The sequence below is a fragment of the Solibacillus sp. iso_87 genome, assembly GCF_056173085.1.
In genome coordinates, this window is record NZ_CM149656.1 from 3,780,756 (window position 1) to 3,798,579 (window position 17,824).

The 17,824-nt window shown below is 42.3% G+C and carries 11 protein-coding genes, 6 tRNA genes and 3 rRNA genes; 2 read left to right on the plus strand and 18 right to left on the minus strand.

All coding sequences use genetic code 11. The features are described 5' to 3' along the window. Nucleotide 1: 1 nt before the first annotated feature. The 13 genes from sigW to AC0VXV_RS19355 form a co-directional block, all read right to left on the minus strand. Entirely contained in the window at nucleotides 2-565 is a 564-nt protein-coding gene (sigW, locus tag AC0VXV_RS19295; RefSeq protein ID WP_251691080.1) for an RNA polymerase sigma factor SigW, read from the minus strand. A gap of 149 nt (nucleotides 566-714) precedes the next feature. Beyond that, the gene (gene rocF / locus AC0VXV_RS19300; protein ID WP_475531501.1) at nucleotides 715-1,617 is read right to left on the minus strand and encodes an arginase; all 903 of its coding nucleotides are present in this window, start codon (nucleotides 1,615-1,617) and stop codon (nucleotides 715-717) included. Nucleotides 1,618-1,823: 206 nt separating this feature from the next. Beyond that, a tRNA-Lys gene (locus AC0VXV_RS19305) sits at nucleotides 1,824-1,896 on the minus strand. A 17-nt stretch (nucleotides 1,897-1,913) separates the two neighbouring features. Then, nucleotides 1,914-1,988 (minus strand) — tRNA-Gln (locus tag AC0VXV_RS19310). A gap of 13 nt (nucleotides 1,989-2,001) precedes the next feature. Next, nucleotides 2,002-2,085: transfer RNA gene (locus tag AC0VXV_RS19315), tRNA-Tyr, on the minus strand. Between the two features lie 30 nt (nucleotides 2,086-2,115). Then, nucleotides 2,116-2,191 (minus strand) — tRNA-Val (locus tag AC0VXV_RS19320). Nucleotides 2,192-2,236: 45 nt separating this feature from the next. After that, nucleotides 2,237-2,311, minus strand: a tRNA-Glu gene (locus AC0VXV_RS19325). A gap of 129 nt (nucleotides 2,312-2,440) precedes the next feature. Continuing rightward, nucleotides 2,441-2,516 (minus strand) — tRNA-Asn (locus AC0VXV_RS19330). Between the two features lie 163 nt (nucleotides 2,517-2,679). After that, nucleotides 2,680-3,966, minus strand: a complete 1,287-nt coding sequence (locus AC0VXV_RS19335; protein WP_475529738.1) for an alpha/beta hydrolase — start codon at nucleotides 3,964-3,966, stop codon at nucleotides 2,680-2,682. Nucleotides 3,967-4,062: 96 nt separating this feature from the next. After that, nucleotides 4,063-4,695 carry a FusB/FusC family EF-G-binding protein gene (locus AC0VXV_RS19340; protein ID WP_475529739.1) on the minus strand — a complete coding sequence of 211 codons (633 nt, stop codon included), beginning with the start codon at nucleotides 4,693-4,695 and terminating at the stop codon, nucleotides 4,063-4,065. Between the two features lie 276 nt (nucleotides 4,696-4,971). Further along, nucleotides 4,972-5,087, minus strand: a 5S ribosomal RNA gene (rrf, locus tag AC0VXV_RS19345). 88 nt (nucleotides 5,088-5,175) lie between these two features. Continuing rightward, nucleotides 5,176-8,104, minus strand: a 23S ribosomal RNA gene (locus AC0VXV_RS19350). A 231-nt stretch (nucleotides 8,105-8,335) separates the two neighbouring features. Beyond that, a 16S ribosomal RNA gene (locus AC0VXV_RS19355) occupies nucleotides 8,336-9,893 on the minus strand. The 16S, 23S and 5S rRNA genes sit together here, the layout of an rRNA operon. Before the next feature lie 253 nt (nucleotides 9,894-10,146). On the opposite strand from AC0VXV_RS19355, the gene AC0VXV_RS19360 reads away from it, so the two are divergent. Then, nucleotides 10,147-10,791 carry a hypothetical protein gene (locus AC0VXV_RS19360; RefSeq protein ID WP_475529740.1) on the plus strand — a complete coding sequence of 215 codons (645 nt, stop codon included), beginning with the start codon at nucleotides 10,147-10,149 and terminating at the stop codon, nucleotides 10,789-10,791. Between the two features lie 71 nt (nucleotides 10,792-10,862). On the opposite strand, the gene AC0VXV_RS19365 is transcribed toward AC0VXV_RS19360, so the two are convergent. Continuing rightward, nucleotides 10,863-11,543, minus strand: a complete 681-nt coding sequence (locus AC0VXV_RS19365; protein WP_475529741.1) for a KinB-signaling pathway activation protein — start codon at nucleotides 11,541-11,543, stop codon at nucleotides 10,863-10,865. 149 nt (nucleotides 11,544-11,692) lie between these two features. Between AC0VXV_RS19365 and gerD the strand changes: the two genes are divergently transcribed. After that, nucleotides 11,693-12,304, plus strand: a complete 612-nt coding sequence (gene gerD / locus AC0VXV_RS19370; protein WP_475529742.1) for a spore germination lipoprotein GerD — start codon at nucleotides 11,693-11,695, stop codon at nucleotides 12,302-12,304. A 43-nt stretch (nucleotides 12,305-12,347) separates the two neighbouring features. Here gerD and AC0VXV_RS19375 read toward each other — a convergent pair whose 3' ends face one another. The 4 genes from AC0VXV_RS19375 to AC0VXV_RS19390 form a co-directional block, all read right to left on the minus strand. Beyond that, on the minus strand, nucleotides 12,348-13,406 hold the full coding sequence (locus tag AC0VXV_RS19375; protein ID WP_475529743.1) for a P-loop NTPase: 1,059 nt from the start codon (nucleotides 13,404-13,406) through the stop codon (nucleotides 12,348-12,350). Nucleotides 13,407-13,479: 73 nt separating this feature from the next. Further along, on the minus strand, nucleotides 13,480-14,193 hold the full coding sequence (locus AC0VXV_RS19380; RefSeq protein ID WP_475529744.1) for an N-acetylmuramoyl-L-alanine amidase: 714 nt from the start codon (nucleotides 14,191-14,193) through the stop codon (nucleotides 13,480-13,482). Nucleotides 14,194-14,251: 58 nt separating this feature from the next. Next, complete coding sequence (locus AC0VXV_RS19385) at nucleotides 14,252-16,060, minus strand: ABC transporter ATP-binding protein (RefSeq protein ID WP_475529745.1); 1,809 nt, start codon at nucleotides 16,058-16,060, stop codon at nucleotides 14,252-14,254. Continuing rightward, the gene (locus tag AC0VXV_RS19390) at nucleotides 16,053-17,792 is read right to left on the minus strand and encodes an ABC transporter ATP-binding protein (protein WP_475529746.1); all 1,740 of its coding nucleotides are present in this window, start codon (nucleotides 17,790-17,792) and stop codon (nucleotides 16,053-16,055) included. The genes AC0VXV_RS19385 and AC0VXV_RS19390 overlap by 8 nt, the downstream gene beginning before the upstream one ends. Nucleotides 17,793-17,824 lie beyond the last annotated feature (32 nt).

The window sequence follows — 17,824 nt, forward strand, 5'->3', positions numbered from 1 at the left end:
CCTACAAATTGTTTAACTGCTTTCTTAACGCTTCACGGCCACGGTGAATCCGCGTTTTAACTGTTCCTAAAGGCATATCCAAAATTTCGCTTATTTCCTGAAGGGACAGTTCTTCAATATATTTTAATACAATGACCGATCGATACTTATCGGGAAGGCGGCTAATTTCATATTGTATTCGGTCCTGAAGCTCCATCTGCTCAACGGCCTCTTCCGGCAACTGCTCCTCTGCGGCAATCTGAGAATACATATCCAGCCCTTCTGTTCCCGCTACCTCCGCATCTAAGTAATAATCGGGCTTCTTTTTACGAATTCGGTCAATGCATAGATTTGTTCCGATTCGGTAAAGCCATGTTGAAAATTTTCGATTTTGATCATACGAATGTAAATTAATATAGGCACGTATGAATGCCTCTTGTGCGATATCTTCTGCTTCCTGCTTATTTCCAAGCATTCGATAGCACACTTGATACAGCTTGTGCTGGTAGAGGTTAACGATGTCTGCATATGCGTTTTGGTCACCTTTAAGCACTTGCTTTATTCTTTTATTAACTAACGCATCCATTTGTCTTTCCTCTCCACCTTTTCAGCTGTTCTATATATACGGATTGCTTTTTAAAAGGTTTCATTTTCTCTAAAAATTTTTTTCACCAATAAATATGTGCCTTTATTATAACAAACTTCGTAACGACCAATCGAATTTTTTCGTAATAATCATACTAAAGTTTCGCCAAATAAAGAGCCGATTAAGGCAACCGCTACATCTGCTGTTTTATTTCGTTCATCTAATATAGGATTCACCTCTACAAACTCCGCCGATGTCATTAAGCCTGATTCCTGGATCATTTCCATTGCTAAATGACTTTCCCGGTAAGTGATCCCACCTGCTACAGGTGTCCCCACCCCAGGAGTATATAATGGATCTAATGCGTCCAAATCAAGTGATAAATGAAGGCCGTCTATTTGCAATTGGTTAAAATATTTTAGAGTTTCTTCCATTACATATGTCATTCCAAGGCGATCGATTTCGTGCATAGTATATATTTTAATGCCTCTGGACTTAATTAGTTCCCGTTCTCCTTCATCGATAGAACGTCCGCCAATTATAACAATGTTTTCGGCTTTGATTTTAGGTTCTGAATGTAAAATTGATGTTAGCCTTTCATGTCCTAATCCAATACTTGTTGCTAAGGGCATCCCATGAATATTTCCGGATGGCGTTGTTTCCGGTGTATTTAAATCTGCATGGGCATCAAACCAGATAATGCCCTGATTTTTATATTTCATTGATAGACCTGCCAATGTACCAATTGCAATACTATGGTCGCCCCCTAATACAAGCGGTATGTAATCCTTATTTACAACACTCAATACTTTTTCGGCAAGTGCTGTATTGACCTTAATTACTTCTTCCAGATTAAGCAACTTTTCATCTTTATGTGCAGCTGCATCTCCCTCAATAACTTGAATATTCCCTTCATCTTCAACTTCATAACCAAGATCAGTCAAACGCTTTTGCAGCCCTGCATATCTAATTGCACTTGGTCCCATATCTACCCCGCGGCGCTGTTGTCCATAATCACATGGTACCCCTACAATTGAAATATTCTTATTCATCATTTCTGCATCCCCTAACATGTCATGTAATTTTTCTATTCTATTCTATTCTTTTCTCTTCTCCGCTCACCCTCCTATAGAAATTTCGAGCAGCTAAACGATTTTCCCTTTTTATACGCAAAAAATCCTTTACTTATAACTAAGTAAAGGATTGTTATTTTTGTTATTTGATATTTAAGTACACTTCTAAGTTTATAAAATAAAAGTGAGCCATGAAGGACTCGAACCTTCGACCCTCTGATTAAAAGTCAGATGCTCTACCAACTGAGCTAATGGCTCATAAAAAATAAAAAAAATGGCTGGGGTACCTGGATTCGAACCAGGGCATGACGGAATCAAAATCCGTTGCCTTACCGCTTGGCTATACCCCAAACATTTTATAGATGGTGGAGGGGGACGGATTCGAACCGCCGAACCCTAAGGAGCGGATTTACAGTCCGCCGCGTTTAGCCACTTCGCTACCCCTCCGACAAATGATGCAACACTGTTAAAGTTGAATGGTGGAGGATGACGGGCTCGAACCGCCGACCCCCTGCTTGTAAGGCAGGTGCTCTCCCAGCTGAGCTAATCCTCCATACATAACAAGTGTTACTGCTTTATTTTTTTATGAAGCCTTAAATGGTGACCCGTACGGGATTCGAACCCGTGTTACCGCCGTGAAAGGGCGGTGTCTTAACCACTTGACCAACGGGCCGTTATATAAGTTGTTCTCTTTAAGACAAGATTTATAATATCATCATTTTTTATATAGTGCAAGCTTTTTTGAAAACTTTTTAAAAAAAGTTTTAATGTTTATTTTGTAATAGTAAAAAGGCAAAAAAAATGGCTCCGAAGGCAGGACTCGAACCTGCGACCTGCCGGTTAACAGCCGGATGCTCTACCAACTGAGCTACTTCGGAACGCTACTATTATACAGTGATGTACAAGCCATCTCTCGTACATTTATTATTATAGCAACGTTTTAAATTTATACAAGCAGTTTTTTGAAATAATTTGAACATTTTATTTATTATGCTCCTCTTTTATTGGAAAATCCTCATTTTAATGAATATTTGTACTCCATTACTGCTTTATAAACTCAGTAATCTCATCAATCAAACCATTTGTTAGCGGTAAATCAGGGTTATAATAGCTCGCAAGATTTTGGTCTCGATCGCCTTCTACATCTTTTAACACATGATTCATCTTATCAAAATAGTGTATTGTCGCATCATTATTTGCTGCATGTAAGTTTTCCGCATCATTTTCGGTTACTTGAATATCCTTTTTCCCTTGAAGGATGATAATTGGAACGGTAACATTGCTTATTTCATGCTGGGGATCGTATTTAAGCCATGAAATCATATATGGTTGAACAGACGGTCTAAATAATGATTGAAGCTGTGCAGAGACTGTCTCTACTCTTTTGCCTGCTTTTAATTGCTGCAATGCTTTTTCCGATTCCATTAATAAATTCGGAGGTAGGCTTGCTGACAATTGTTCCATTAAAACTTCATCTGCCGGTCTTCCAATACCTGCTACCGAAATTAGAGAGGCTACATCATTTTGCTGGGCAGCAATGGTCATTATTAAAGCACCTTCACTATGCCCTAATAAATGAATTTCATTAAATCGGTCATCCTTTTTAGCATAATCAACAATAGATTTAACATCCTCTACATATAAATCAAACGTTAAATCCTCTTCTTTTTTAATTAATGCCGTATTATCACCTACTCCACGTTTATCGAAACGAATAGAAGCAATTCCTTTCTCCGCTAAGCTCTCTGCAATCATTTTTAAACTATTATTCGAACCAGCTCCTATTGTATTGCCGTCTTTATTTGTAGGACCTGACCCTGCATGGATTATAACTACCTCTCCCATAGCTTTATCAGGCATTTCCAGCGCTGCTTTAAGCTCTCCGCCGGCAACAGGGATTAATAGTTCCTCATACGTTACAGGTATCTCTGTATATGGCTTTAACGTAATTGGGTAGGACTGTCCGTTTTGTGTAAACGTTCCCTCTATTGTATCGTTATTTAGCTTCCCGGCAATTTTAACGAGAGATCCAGCTAAATTAATAGCGATGGTCACATCCGTCTCATTATACTTAATCGATTCAAATGCATAATCACTGATTCCTTGTGCAGGTACGGAAATACTTCCACTCGAATCTTCCAATTTTAATATAATTTCAAGAGGCAACTGCGGAATTTCAATCATCCCCTGCCATTTTCCTAATAGTGCTTCCACCATATGCACAACCTCCTGCTTCGTTTGTTCTTCTGCTGTTGACTTATCCGTAGCTTCACTATTACAAGCTGACAGCAATAACACAACAGCTAAACTATAAGCAATTTTTCGCATGGCTCAATCCCCCCCAATTGGGTTCTTAAATTCCTTTACGGTTAGAAAAGGAAAAAGTTTCAAAATAAAAAGCCTCAATAAAGATGACTTTTATTTTCATATTAAATTACGGGCAACAAAATCCTGAAGTTTTTCATAATCACTGACCTTTTGATTACATAGTTGTGAGTCATCACAAATGTAGTTGCTGTAAGATGTATAATTATCACCATTGCCCTTTACTGTAGCTGTAAACAAATGAACTGAACTGTGCTGATTACAAATCGAACAGACACCTTTAATAGGATTGTGGGTGTCTACAACTCCACGTAATGCCGTATATTGACCTACCTTTTCCAGTACAATGTATTGGCGGTTTGTCCCCTTATCAACCCATGACAGATAACTGATTGCTTGCCAATCAATCATTTCTAGTTTAGGTAACTTCAGCTTTTTATCCTTTTTAAATAGCTTTTGCAAACCTTGCTCGGAAATTGATTTATACGGAATAGTATATGACTTTAAGCTTTGGAAAAATAAATCTGCCCCGACGGTATCCTCAACCGTTTCTACTTCTTTAATAATATCTTCATTTACATGCGTCAATTTTTCTCTTAGCTCTGTAATTGCCAGCTGACGTACAGCCGCAACAATTTTCTTGTCGTTTGATGCCAGTTTTGCCTTCAGTATTTTATTTACTTGTTGCTCAATTAATCGTAAGTCCACTACTGTTAAAAATGGTGCTGTCATGTTACTTCCTCCAATGTTTTGCCTTATAGGACATTTTACATTCATTAATCGTATTTCTTTCTGCTTTAATGGTCAACTACTAAAACAATCCTCGTATAAGGCATGCAAAATAATTTAATTCAAATATAAGAAAAACCAAAGAAGGCAGTCTGTTATTTAAGACACCCTCTTTGGTTTAATATGTTATGAGTTTACTCTTTATATTGTATAGTAGCAATTATAATTTCCAATAATATAAAAAAGCCACTACTGACTAAATCAGCAGCGACTTTTTGAGCGAAGCGACGTCCTACTCTCACAGGGGGAAGCCCCCAACTACCATCGGCGCTAAAGAGCTTAACTTCCGTGTTCGGTATGGGAACGGGTGTGACCTCTTTGCCATCATCACTTCACTATATTGGGCTTTAAATAAGCCTATGTAAAAGAAATTTCATTCTTTCAAAACTGGATAAACGTTTCATTGAATTGGTGCAATAAAATGTGGTTAAGTCCTCGACCGATTAGTATTCGTCAGCTGCATGCGTCACCGCACTTCCACCTCGAACCTATCTACCTGATCGTCTTTCAGGGGTCTTACTTACTTGCGTAATGGGAAATCTCATCTTGAGGGGGGCTTCATGCTTAGATGCTTTCAGCACTTATCCCGTCCATACATAGCTACCCAGCGATGCCTTTGGCAAGACAACTGGTACACCAGCGGTATGTCCATCCCGGTCCTCTCGTACTAAGGACAGCTCCTCTCAAATTTCCTACGCCCACGACGGATAGGGACCGAACTGTCTCACGACGTTCTGAACCCAGCTCGCGTACCGCTTTAATGGGCGAACAGCCCAACCCTTGGGACCGACTACAGCCCCAGGATGCGATGAGCCGACATCGAGGTGCCAAACCTCCCCGTCGATGTGGACTCTTGGGGGAGATAAGCCTGTTATCCCCGGGGTAGCTTTTATCCGTTGAGCGATGGCCCTTCCATGCGGAACCACCGGATCACTAAGCCCGTCTTTCGACCCTGCTCGACTTGTAGGTCTCGCAGTCAAGCTCCCTTATGCCTTTACACTCTACGAATGATTTCCAACCATTCTGAGGGAACCTTTGGGCGCCTCCGTTACCTTTTAGGAGGCGACCGCCCCAGTCAAACTGTCCGCCTGACACTGTCTCCTACCCCGCTAAGGGGCATGGGTTAGAAGTTCAATACAACCAGGGTAGTATCCCACCGACGCCTCCTTCGAAGCTGGCGCTCCGAGATCTCTGGCTCCTACCTATCCTGTACAAGTTGTACCAAAATTCAATATCAGGCTACAGTAAAGCTCCACGGGGTCTTTCCGTCCTGTCGCGGGTAACCTGCATCTTCACAGGTACTATAATTTCACCGAGTCTCTCGTTGAGACAGTGCCCAGATCGTTACGCCTTTCGTGCGGGTCGGAACTTACCCGACAAGGAATTTCGCTACCTTAGGACCGTTATAGTTACGGCCGCCGTTTACTGGGGCTTCAATTCACAGCTTCGCTTGCGCTAACCGCTCCTCTTAACCTTCCAGCACCGGGCAGGCGTCAGCCCCTATACGTCACCTTACGGTTTTGCAGAGACCTGTGTTTTTGCTAAACAGTCGCCTGGGCCTATTCACTGCGGCTTCTCTAGGCTATGCACCCAAAGAAGCACCCCTTCTCCCGAAGTTACGGGGTCATTTTGCCGAGTTCCTTAACGAGAGTTCTCTCGCACACCTTAGGATTCTCTCCTCGACTACCTGTGTCGGTTTGCGGTACGGGCACCTCTCACCTCGATAGAGGCTTTTCTTGGCAGTGTGAAATCAGGAACTTCGCTCATACGAGCTCGTCATCACAGCTCAACGTTAAAGTATGCGGATTTGCCTACATACACGCCTTACTGCTTGAACACGCGCAACCAACGGCGTGCTTACCCTATCCTACTGCGTCCCCCCATTTCTCAAACGGTGAGGAGGTGGTACAGGAATATCAACCTGTTGTCCATCGCCTACGCCTATCGGCCTCGGCTTAGGTCCCGACTAACCCTGAGCGGACGAGCCTTCCTCAGGAAACCTTAGTCATACGGTGCATGGGATTCTCACCCATGTTTCGCTACTCATACCGGCATTCTCACTTCTAACCGCTCCACCAGTCCTTCCGGTCTGACTTCAACGCTGTTAGAACGCTCTCCTACCACGCATACTCAAAGTATGCATCCACAGCTTCGGTGAATCGTTTAGCCCCGATACATTTTCGGCGCAGCGTCACTCGACCAGTGAGCTATTACGCACTCTTTAAATGATGGCTGCTTCTAAGCCAACATCCTGGTTGTCTAAGCAACGCCACATCCTTTTCCACTTAACGATTACTTGGGGACCTTAGCTGGTGGTCTGGGCTGTTTCCCTCTTGACTACGGATCTTATCACTCGCAGTCTGACTCCCGTGTATAAATATCCGGCATTCGGAGTTTGTCTGAATTCGGTAAAGCGAGATGCCCCCCTAGTCCAAACAGTGCTCTACCTCCGGTATTCTCAATCACGAGGCTAGCCCTAAAGCTATTTCGGAGAGAACCAGCTATCTCCAGGTTCGATTGGAATTTCTCCGCTACCCACACCTCATCCCCGCACTTTTCAACGTGCGTGGGTTCGGGCCTCCAGTGAGTGTTACCTCACCTTCACCCTGGACATGGGTAGATCACCTGGTTTCGGGTCTACGACCACGTACTAATTCGCCCTATTCAGACTCGCTTTCGCTGCGGCTCCGTCTTCTCAACTTAACCTCGCACGTAATCGTAACTCGCCGGTTCATTCTACAAAAGGCACGCTATCACCCATTAACGGGCTCTAACTACTTGTAGGCACACGGTTTCAGGATCTATTTCACTCCCCTTCCGGGGTGCTTTTCACCTTTCCCTCACGGTACTGGTTCACTATCGGTCACTAGGTAGTATTTAGCCTTGGGAGATGGTCCTCCCGGATTCCGACGGAATTTCACGTGTTCCGCCGTACTCAGGATCCACTCTGGAGGGAATGAACTTTTGACTACAGGGCTTTTACCTCGTTTCGCGGACCTTTCCAAGTCGCTTCGTCTAGTTCATTCTTTTGTAACTCCGTATAGAGTGTCCTACAACCCCAAAGAGCAAGCTCTTTGGTTTGGGCTCTTCCCGTTTCGCTCGCCGCTACTCAGGGAATCGAATTTTCTTTCTGTTCCTGCAGGTACTTAGATGTTTCAGTTCCCTGCGTCTGTCTTCAACACGCTATGAATTCACGTGAAGATACTATCCGATTAAAGATAGTGGGTTCCCCCATTCGGAAATCCCCGGATCAAAGCTTACTTACAGCTCCCCGAGGCATATCGGTGTTAGTGCCGTCCTTCATCGACTCCTAGTGCCAAGGCATCCACCGTGCGCCCTTATTAACTTAACCAAAAGTTAACACTTGGATATAATCCAAGATTTAGGTTTACACGTCAATTGCTTGACTTGTTTAAAAATCTATAAAATAGAAATTTGATTTATTGCTTTCAATGTCGTTTTATCCAGTTTTCAAAGAACAAAGGTTTTGAAGTGTTTCATTCATTTAAGAATGAACCTTCAAAACTGAACAGCAACCGTTAATGTTTCATTCCCCAAGGGAATGATTCCGAAAAATCCTTAGAAAGGAGGTGATCCAGCCGCACCTTCCGATACGGCTACCTTGTTACGACTTCACCCCAATCATCTATCCCACCTTCGGCGGCTGGCTCCATAAAGGTTACCTCACCGACTTCGGGTGTTACAAACTCTCGTGGTGTGACGGGCGGTGTGTACAAGGCCCGGGAACGTATTCACCGCGGCATGCTGATCCGCGATTACTAGCGATTCCGGCTTCATGTAGGCGAGTTGCAGCCTACAATCCGAACTGAGAACGGTTTTATCGGATTAGCTCCCCCTCGCGGGTTGGCAACCGTTTGTACCGTCCATTGTAGCACGTGTGTAGCCCAGGTCATAAGGGGCATGATGATTTGACGTCATCCCCACCTTCCTCCGGTTTATCACCGGCAGTCTCCTTAGAGTGCCCAACTGAATGATGGCAACTAAGAATAAGGGTTGCGCTCGTTGCGGGACTTAACCCAACATCTCACGACACGAGCTGACGACAACCATGCACCACCTGTCACCGTTGCCCCCGAAGGGGAAACTATGTCTCCATAGTGGTCACCGGGATGTCAAGACCTGGTAAGGTTCTTCGCGTTGCTTCGAATTAAACCACATGCTCCACCGCTTGTGCGGGCCCCCGTCAATTCCTTTGAGTTTCAGTCTTGCGACCGTACTCCCCAGGCGGAGTGCTTAATGCGTTAGCTACAGCACTGAGGGGCGGAAACCCCCCAACACTTAGCACTCATCGTTTACGGCGTGGACTACCAGGGTATCTAATCCTGTTTGCTCCCCACGCTTTCGCGCCTCAGTGTCAGTTACAGACCAGACAGTCGCCTTCGCCACTGGTGTTCCTCCAAATCTCTACGCATTTCACCGCTACACTTGGAATTCCACTATCCTCTTCTGCACTCAAGTTCCCCAGTTTCCAATGACCCTCCCCGGTTGAGCCGGGGGCTTTCACATCAGACTTAAGGAACCACCTGCGCGCGCTTTACGCCCAATAATTCCGGACAACGCTTGCCACCTACGTATTACCGCGGCTGCTGGCACGTAGTTAGCCGTGGCTTTCTAACAAGGTACCGTCAAGGTAGCGCCAGTTACTACGCTACTTGTTCTTCCCTTGCAACAGAGTTTTACGAACCGAAATCCTTCTTCACTCACGCGGCGTTGCTCCATCAGACTTTCGTCCATTGTGGAAGATTCCCTACTGCTGCCTCCCGTAGGAGTCTGGGCCGTGTCTCAGTCCCAGTGTGGCCGATCACCCTCTCAGGTCGGCTACGCATCGTTGCCTTGGTGAGCCGTTACCTCACCAACTAGCTAATGCGCCGCGGGTCCATCTTATAGTGACAGCGAGATGCCGTCTTTCAACTTCAAAACATGTGTTAAAAAGTGTTATTCGGTATTAGCCCCGGTTTCCCGGAGTTATCCCAATCTATAAGGTAGGTTACCCACGTGTTACTCACCCGTCCGCCGCTAAAATTTTAAAGGTGCAAGCACCAATAAAATTTCCGCTCGACTTGCATGTATTAGGCACGCCGCCAGCGTTCGTCCTGAGCCAGGATCAAACTCTCCATAAAAGTAGTTTGAAAGCTCATTTGCTTTGCTAGCGATCCAACTTCGTTAGAAGTTGGAATCTATTGTTTGCTTCATTTAAGAAGCTTGTTTCATTAACGTTGCTTGTTCAGTTTTCAAGGTTCATTGTGTTTCGTTTGTCGCGTCATCTCTTGGCGACCTACTTATAGTATCACCCCCTTGTTATATCCGTCAACACTTTTTCATAAGTTTTTTATATAATCGTGTTTAAAACTAATTGAAAGTGGGTATTAAAGCATGTACAAAACATTGGTATCACTGGTTTTATGCTTATTTTTAGTTTTTATTTATTTTGATGATAAAAATAGTATTTCCCCTGTATTTCAATTAACAGAAGCCCCCGCAATCATTACAAAAGGTCAATTTGGGCAAAGCTTAATCATTGAGTTAAGTTATTCCCACAAAGGTTTTGAGGAATGGATTACAAATCTTCGTGAACCATATCCGCTTATATTGGCTGATAGTGACTGGTTGTTACGAAGTCCTGAATTGGTAAAGATGCTGAGGGAAAAAAACATTCGTGTCGGGCTGCTTGGTTCTAATAGTGATCAATACGAAGATAAGAATCTATTAAAAAAAGAAATCGCAATCTATGAAAAAACGTTTTACAAAAAACCACTTTGGTTTGCGACCGCGGATTATAAAGTCGACACTTCCATGCAAACTGCTTTGCATGAGCAAGGTATCAATATCGTTGCTCCGACTTATACGTTTCCTATAGAAGAAAGTAAAATTCCTGAAGGTTCATTTGTAAGTATTCCTTTACATCGAGACAAGGAAGTTTCTTTTGAAGGTATTAATAAATTTATAAAAGCGCATAAGTTTGTATCTATTGAACAAAATATATTTGGCTATGAAATTTCTACGAAGCGTTATCCTTAAGTTTGAGGAATCTACTATATAACTAAAAAAGGGCTGACACGAAATATTTCATTTCTGTGATCGCCCTTTTTTTATGCTTTTACAGTTTTAGTTGTTTCTTTTCGTGCTTTGCGACGCTCTTCCAATCGCTTTCGATCTTCTTCTGATTGTGCATTGTATTTCGGCAGCATTAAAATTTGGTATGCATTAACGGCTACTAATGGGAATAATAATAGGGCAACATATACATCAATATTATCTTGTCTTCCCATTAAAGCAATGATCCATTCTAAAGATGTAATAACAATCATGAAAAACAATGTTGAAATCAACACATGCGGTTTTTGCGTCATTTTAATTTTTTTAACTGCTGTCCATATAGCAACACCGACTAGCACTGCAAGCAAGAAGCCATAAAAAATCCAGTCTACAGCCGCATTTGCTCCTGGTGCAAAACGGAAAACAATAATATCCACTAACACGATAATTATTAATAAGATTTGAATCCAATTCCAAAGTGTTAACGTTCTAAATATATTGACCCCGACTTGATGTAATGTTAAATAAGCGAAAAAGCCTGCTTGTGCCATTACACTCATCGTCATCCCTAATACGATATTCCAAACTATTGCAGCAAGAAATTCTGAGATTTCCCCATTCGCTAAGTATGGCTGGTAAAAGTCCCAACGAATAATTAACGAGGCAACCGCATTAACTAAACCACCGATTACTAATGCCCAAAAAGCAAATTTCACCCAGTTCCGTATCGTCACGAACAAATCCCCCCCATTTTTTAATATATCTTGTATATTTTATCAATTTGGTGTCAAAAAAGCGACCTCTCTTAAAAGATGTTACATATAATTTGTAAAATTGTGAACACTAAGCGAAAGCGCATAATTGAAGAAAGGTCGTGAGAAAAGTGAAACGATTAATCATACTAGCCTTTTTCCTCATTTTCCTTGCCGGTTGTAATGATGCTAAATCGACGACATTATCCTATGATGAAGTTAAGAAAATTATGGTCGATGCCATTCAAACAGAGGATGGGAAAAAAGCAATTCGCCAAATGTTTGAAGATAAGAATTTCCGGGAGTTGCTTATTTTAAATACGGAAGAAGTTAAGAAAGCGACCGAGGAAACAATGTTGTCAAAAGAGGCAATGGATTTTTGGATTAAAACATTTGAAGACCCGAAATTCAAAGAGACATTCGCTAAAAGTATGCAGGATCAGCAGGAAGATTTAATGAAAAGCTTACTGAACGACGCCAGCTACCAAGAATCTTTAACGTCTTTCTTCGGCCAGCCGGATATGCAAAAACAGCTTGAAAGTATCATGAAAGGTGCCGTTATGCGAAAAGAGCTGGAGAAAATCGTAATGGAAACAATCGAAAATCCGCTTATGCAGACAAAATGGCAGGAGCTCATTAAGAAGAGCGGTGAAGCTTCATCCGAAAAGGAATCGGGATCTGAATCCGGATCCGGCTCGGAGAAGGAAAGCGGCGGCGGTAAAGAAAGCGGTGGGGGCTCATAAAAAACAACCAGTCGTCTCATTCGGGACAACTGGTTGTTTTATTTTATTGTTTATTTAGCTCTGAAATAATTTCTTTAGCGATTTGCAAATAGATTTTACCTGTTGGATGACTTTCTGCATAGACAGATGGTGCGAAGTCTTCCTCTGTCCAATCTGGTTGTCCTAACGGAATTTGGCCAAGTAATTTTGTGCGCAATTCATCAGCAAGCTTTGGACCGCCACCTTGACCAAATACGAATTCTTTTTCCCCTGATTTGCTTTCATACCAAGCCATATTCTCAATAACACCAAGGATCTCATGATTTGTTTGTAATGCCATCGCACCTGCACGGGCTGCTACGAAAGCGGCTGTCGGGTGTGGTGTCGTCACAACAATCTCTTTTGAAGACGGCAGCATTTGGTGAATATCCAGTGCTACATCTCCTGTTCCTGGTGGTAAATCCAATAGTAAATAGTCTAAATCGCCCCACTCTACATCACGGAAGAACTGGTCCAATACTTTCCCAAGCATCGGTCCGCGCCAAACGATTGGTGCATTGTTTTCAACGAAGAATCCCATTGAGATAACTTTTACACCAAGACGTTCTACCGGGTAAATACGGTCATCTTTTACGACCGGCATTTCTGTTACGCCCATCATGTCCGGTACAGAGAAACCATAAATATCAGCATCGATTAAACCGACTTTTTTGCCTAGGCGTGCTAGTGCAACTGCCATATTTACAGATACAGTTGATTTCCCTACTCCGCCTTTACCTGATGCAATTGAAATAAATTGTACGCTTGATAAAGGTGATAAAATATCTTGTGCTTCCGCTTCCGTCGCTTGTCCACGGAATGATTGCAGTACTTCTGCCGGTAACTCTTCAAAACGAATCCCAACTGAAGCCGCGCCATTTTCTTTTAGCACTTCAACAATTTTCATTTGAAGTGTCATTTGTTCAGGCGTATTAGTTTTTGCAATTGCAATACGAACACTCACATGCGCTTTTTCTGCTTTAATCGAAACGTTTGTTACACCTTTTGTTTCTGCTAGTGATTTATGTAAAAACGGATCTTGTAGTTCTCCTAATAGTTCTCGGACTTGTTCCTCATTTAACATATCAAACACTCCCCTGAATGAAATTACAATTGTTAGTATATCATAATCGATTCGTATTGTTATTACATGTTGCCTACTCGTATTTTACGTGAATATAATTTTCAATCCCGCGTGCAATCGCAAATGCCATTTTTTCCTGATAGCTGTCATTTGCCAGTAAATCACGCTCTTCCTCATTACTTAAAAAACCTGTTTCTACTAATACAGCCGGTTTTTCAACTTTCTTTAATAAATAAACATTTTTAATCGCCAGTGCTTCGCGTTCCGTATTTTCCATCGTCTCTCGAATTGATTGCTGAACAGCCTGTGCGAGTACCGCACTTTTCTCATGTCCAGTCTGATGGTAAAACACTTGCGCCCCTCTCCACTTGCTATTTGGGATTGCATTTGCATGAATCGTAACGAATAGATCCGGTTCATGTGATTCTACTAACGTTTCACGTAAAAAAATGTCCTGTTTTTTACGCTCACGAAGTGTTGGAAATGTCTCACTTGGTGCATGTTCACTTAATACATCCCCATCTGTTGAACGTGTTAATACTACTTCTGCCCCTAAACGTGTCAATTGACGAGCTACTTTTTTTGTAATTGCCAGTGTCACATCTTTTTCGATTACCTCTCCATTTGAAGCACCACCATCAACCCCTCCATGACCAGCATCTAATACAATTTTTACCCCACCTAATGGCTCGGGTAAAAAAAATCGCCGGTCGGATGCGTTCGTTTCATATACAACGACAAGCATCGAACAAAAAATTACGAATATGAGTGCAAGCCAACGTCTCAAAAAAAACACCGTCCTTTTTGCCTACTATACGCAAAAGGACGGTGGAATATTCACCTTATCATTGCGACAAAAGCTGACGCTGTAATGTTGCATAAAAACCTTGTTCATTCATTAAAGAATCATGATTTCCTTGTTCTAAAATCCGGCCGTCTTTAATGACAAGGATCTGGTCGGCATTTTCAATCGTTTTAAGACGGTGTGCAATGACAAAGCTCGTACGCCCTTCCATCAAATTGTTCAAACCTTTTTGAATATGCACTTCTGTCATCGTATCAACACTTGAAGTTGCTTCATCTAAAATTAAGATGTCGGGGTCTTCTAGAATGGCACGGGCAATCGCTATAAGCTGACGCTGCCCCTGACTTAAATTTAAGCCCCCGCTTGTCAGCACAGTATCGTACTGTTCAGGCAAATACTTTATAAAATTATGTGCATATGCAATTTTTGCCGCTTGTTCAACCTCATCATCCGTTGCATGGAGCTTACCGAACCGAATATTCTCACGTACTGTTCCCGAAAACAGGTATGTATCCTGCAGTACGACTCCGACATGATCACGAACATTCGTCATCTTGTAATGTTCAATTGGATCGCCGTCCAATAAGATCCGGCCACCTGTCGCATCATAAAATCGGGTTAACAGCTGGATGATTGTTGTCTTCCCTGAACCAGTCGGACCAACAATGGCAATTGTCTCTCCTGCTTTTGCTTCAAAATCAATTCCGTGTAATACAGTCTTGCCCGTTTCATAGGCAAACTGAACGTTTTCGAATTTAACATCACCACTAAACTGTCGTTTCGCATTTGCATTTTCAATATCAGATACTTCTTTTGCTTCATCCAGCACTTCAAAAACACGTTCGGAACCCGCAATGGCCGATTGGAACGTATTGAGCAAGTTCGATAGCTGATTGATTGGTCGGAAAAACTGGCGCGTATACGTAACAAATGATGCGATTACACCGATTGTAAGTCCGCTTGTTACAGCCATGATTGCACCTGCACCTATTACAAGACTTAAACCTAAGTTGTTCATAAAGTTATTGATTGGACCCATGAAGCCAGAAATAATATCGGCTCGCATTGCTGAACCGCGCAATCGCTCATTGGCTTCTTTAAACTCGGCAAGCGTTGATTTTTCCTGACCGAAAAGCGTAATAATATCCGCGTTCGAAATGGTTTCTTCAATATAACCATTTAAATTGCCCAAATCCCTTTGACGTGCCTTGTAGTTCACGCTGCTTCGTTTAATGATCTGCTTTGTCGCATAAACGATGAGCGGGATAATAATGAGCGTTACTAGCGCTAATCGCCAATCTAAATAAAAGAGTGCAAAGGCTGTTCCGACAATCGTTAAAAAACTCGAAACAATTTGTATGACACTTTGTGACAATGCCGCATTTAAATTTTCGATATCATTTGTCATCCGGCTCATTAAATCACCCTGCTGTCTTTTATCATAAAAGGCAAGCGGTAATGACTGGTACTGCTCAAACAGCTGTTGTCGCAACCGGCGAATCGTCTTCTGTGAAACACGAATCATGACAAATGTTTGAAGCCAAGTGAGTAACGATGACGCGATATAAACACCGGCTAAAATAAGTGCCATCCGAATCGCTCCTGGAACATCTAGCTTCACAATATAATCATCGATTGTTTTCCCGATTAAAAATGGGCCAACTAAGCTTAACAATGTACTAATAATAACGAAAATGACAACACTGATCAGTTCTACCTTTTGTATGCGTAAATAGCTCCAAATACGAAGCAATGTTTCTTTTTGATTTTTTGGCTTCACAACCGGACCTGTAAAGCGCCCACCTGGATGCCTCATTGGTACAGGCGGTTCCCCTTGTTGTTTATTCACTTAAGGTCACCCCTTTTTTTGCCTGTGTTCTTGCCATCTCTTGATACAATGGACTTTCCTGCAATAATTGCTCATGTGTTCCTTTAGCGGCAATTTTCCCGTCATCCATTACGAGTATTTGATCGGCATGACGAATGGAAGAGATTTTAGACGAGACAATCACTTTTGTGGCATCACTAAACTGTTCTTCAATCGCCCGTTGAATCGTTTTTTCAGAAATACTGTCAACCGCACTTGTCACATCATCCAAAATTAAAATACTCGGTTTCCGGATAAAGGACCTCGCCATTGCCAACCGCTGCTTTTGCCCGCCTGATAAGTTTGTCGCCCCTTGTGTGAGCAAATGTTCTGTCCCTGCATCCAGTTTTTCGACAAACTCCTTTGCATTTGCTGATTGCAATGCCTGCACAATTTCCTCTGCCGTTGCATCGGATTTGCCGTAGCGTAAGTTGTCGGCAATCGTTTTCGAAAACAATGTGGCCTTTTGTGGCGCAAAACCGATTGACTGGCGTAAATGTTCCAATGAATAGTTTCCGATCGGTAACCCGTCAATTTTTACGACACCACTGTCAGGATCAAACAAGCGTGGAATCATTTTAACTAATGTCGATTTTCCGCTTCCTGTCATTCCGATAACACCGACCGTTTCTCCCGCATTCACATGGAAGCTAATATTTTTTAACACCGATTCTGTTTCTTTTAAATAGGAGAAGCTTACATTTTCGAAACTTAAACTTCCTTTAATTTCTTTCGTCTCTGGTTCTGAAGGGCTCGTTAAATCTGTTTTCTCTTCCAGCACTTCTACGATTCGACCAGCGCTTGGTATCGCACGGGCCAACTGTACAAGTACCATTGAAGAACTCATCAGTCCCTGCATGACCATCATTAAATAGTTGATAAAGGCAAGAATAACCCCCACTTGTAACGTATTGTTATCTACTTTGATTGCACCCATCCAAAGTGCTGCTACAATACCTAAGTTCACGACAAACATCGTAAGCGGTGCAAGTACGCCTATAATTTGATCGGCTGCCATACTGCGCTTCATCAGCTGTGTGTTCACTCCGGTAAATTGCTCAATTTGATGATTTTTCCGGTTATAAGCCTTGATGACCCGAATACCCGCCAAGTTTTCCTGGACTTTCGTATTTACAACATCGACAACCTGTTGCACTTTATGAAAAAGCTTCCCTGATAGTGCCGTAAAATAGTACATGCAAAATGCCAAAATCGGTACAACGACCAACAAAATCGGAAATAACTCGCGTGCTGTAATAAAAACAATGACAATGGCCCCGATAAACATCATCGGTCCACGTACAAATATTTTTAATAACATCGTCAGTGCACGCTGAAGCATTTCCATATCACTCGTTAAATTCGTAACAAGCTTTCCGAGCGTAAATTTATCTTTACTGCTATTCGAAAAATACGTAATTGTTTCATATAAATCATGACGTAGATCGGTTGAAAAGTTAACGGCCGTCCGCGATGCGTAAATCGAACACCCTACACCGCCGATTAACCCGATTAAGGATGTCGCTATCATTAAGCCAAACATTTTTACAATGTATGAAGTATCATTTTGAGCAATCCCCTCATCGATAATATGCTGTAATATTGTAGGCTGCAGTAAATCCATGCTTACCTCAATAACCATCATTACGGGAGCTATGATCGCAAAAAGTATATATGGCTTAATATATTTTGAGAGTTTCCATACTGCCTGCATTAAACAAGTTCACTTCCTTATGTTGTGAAAAA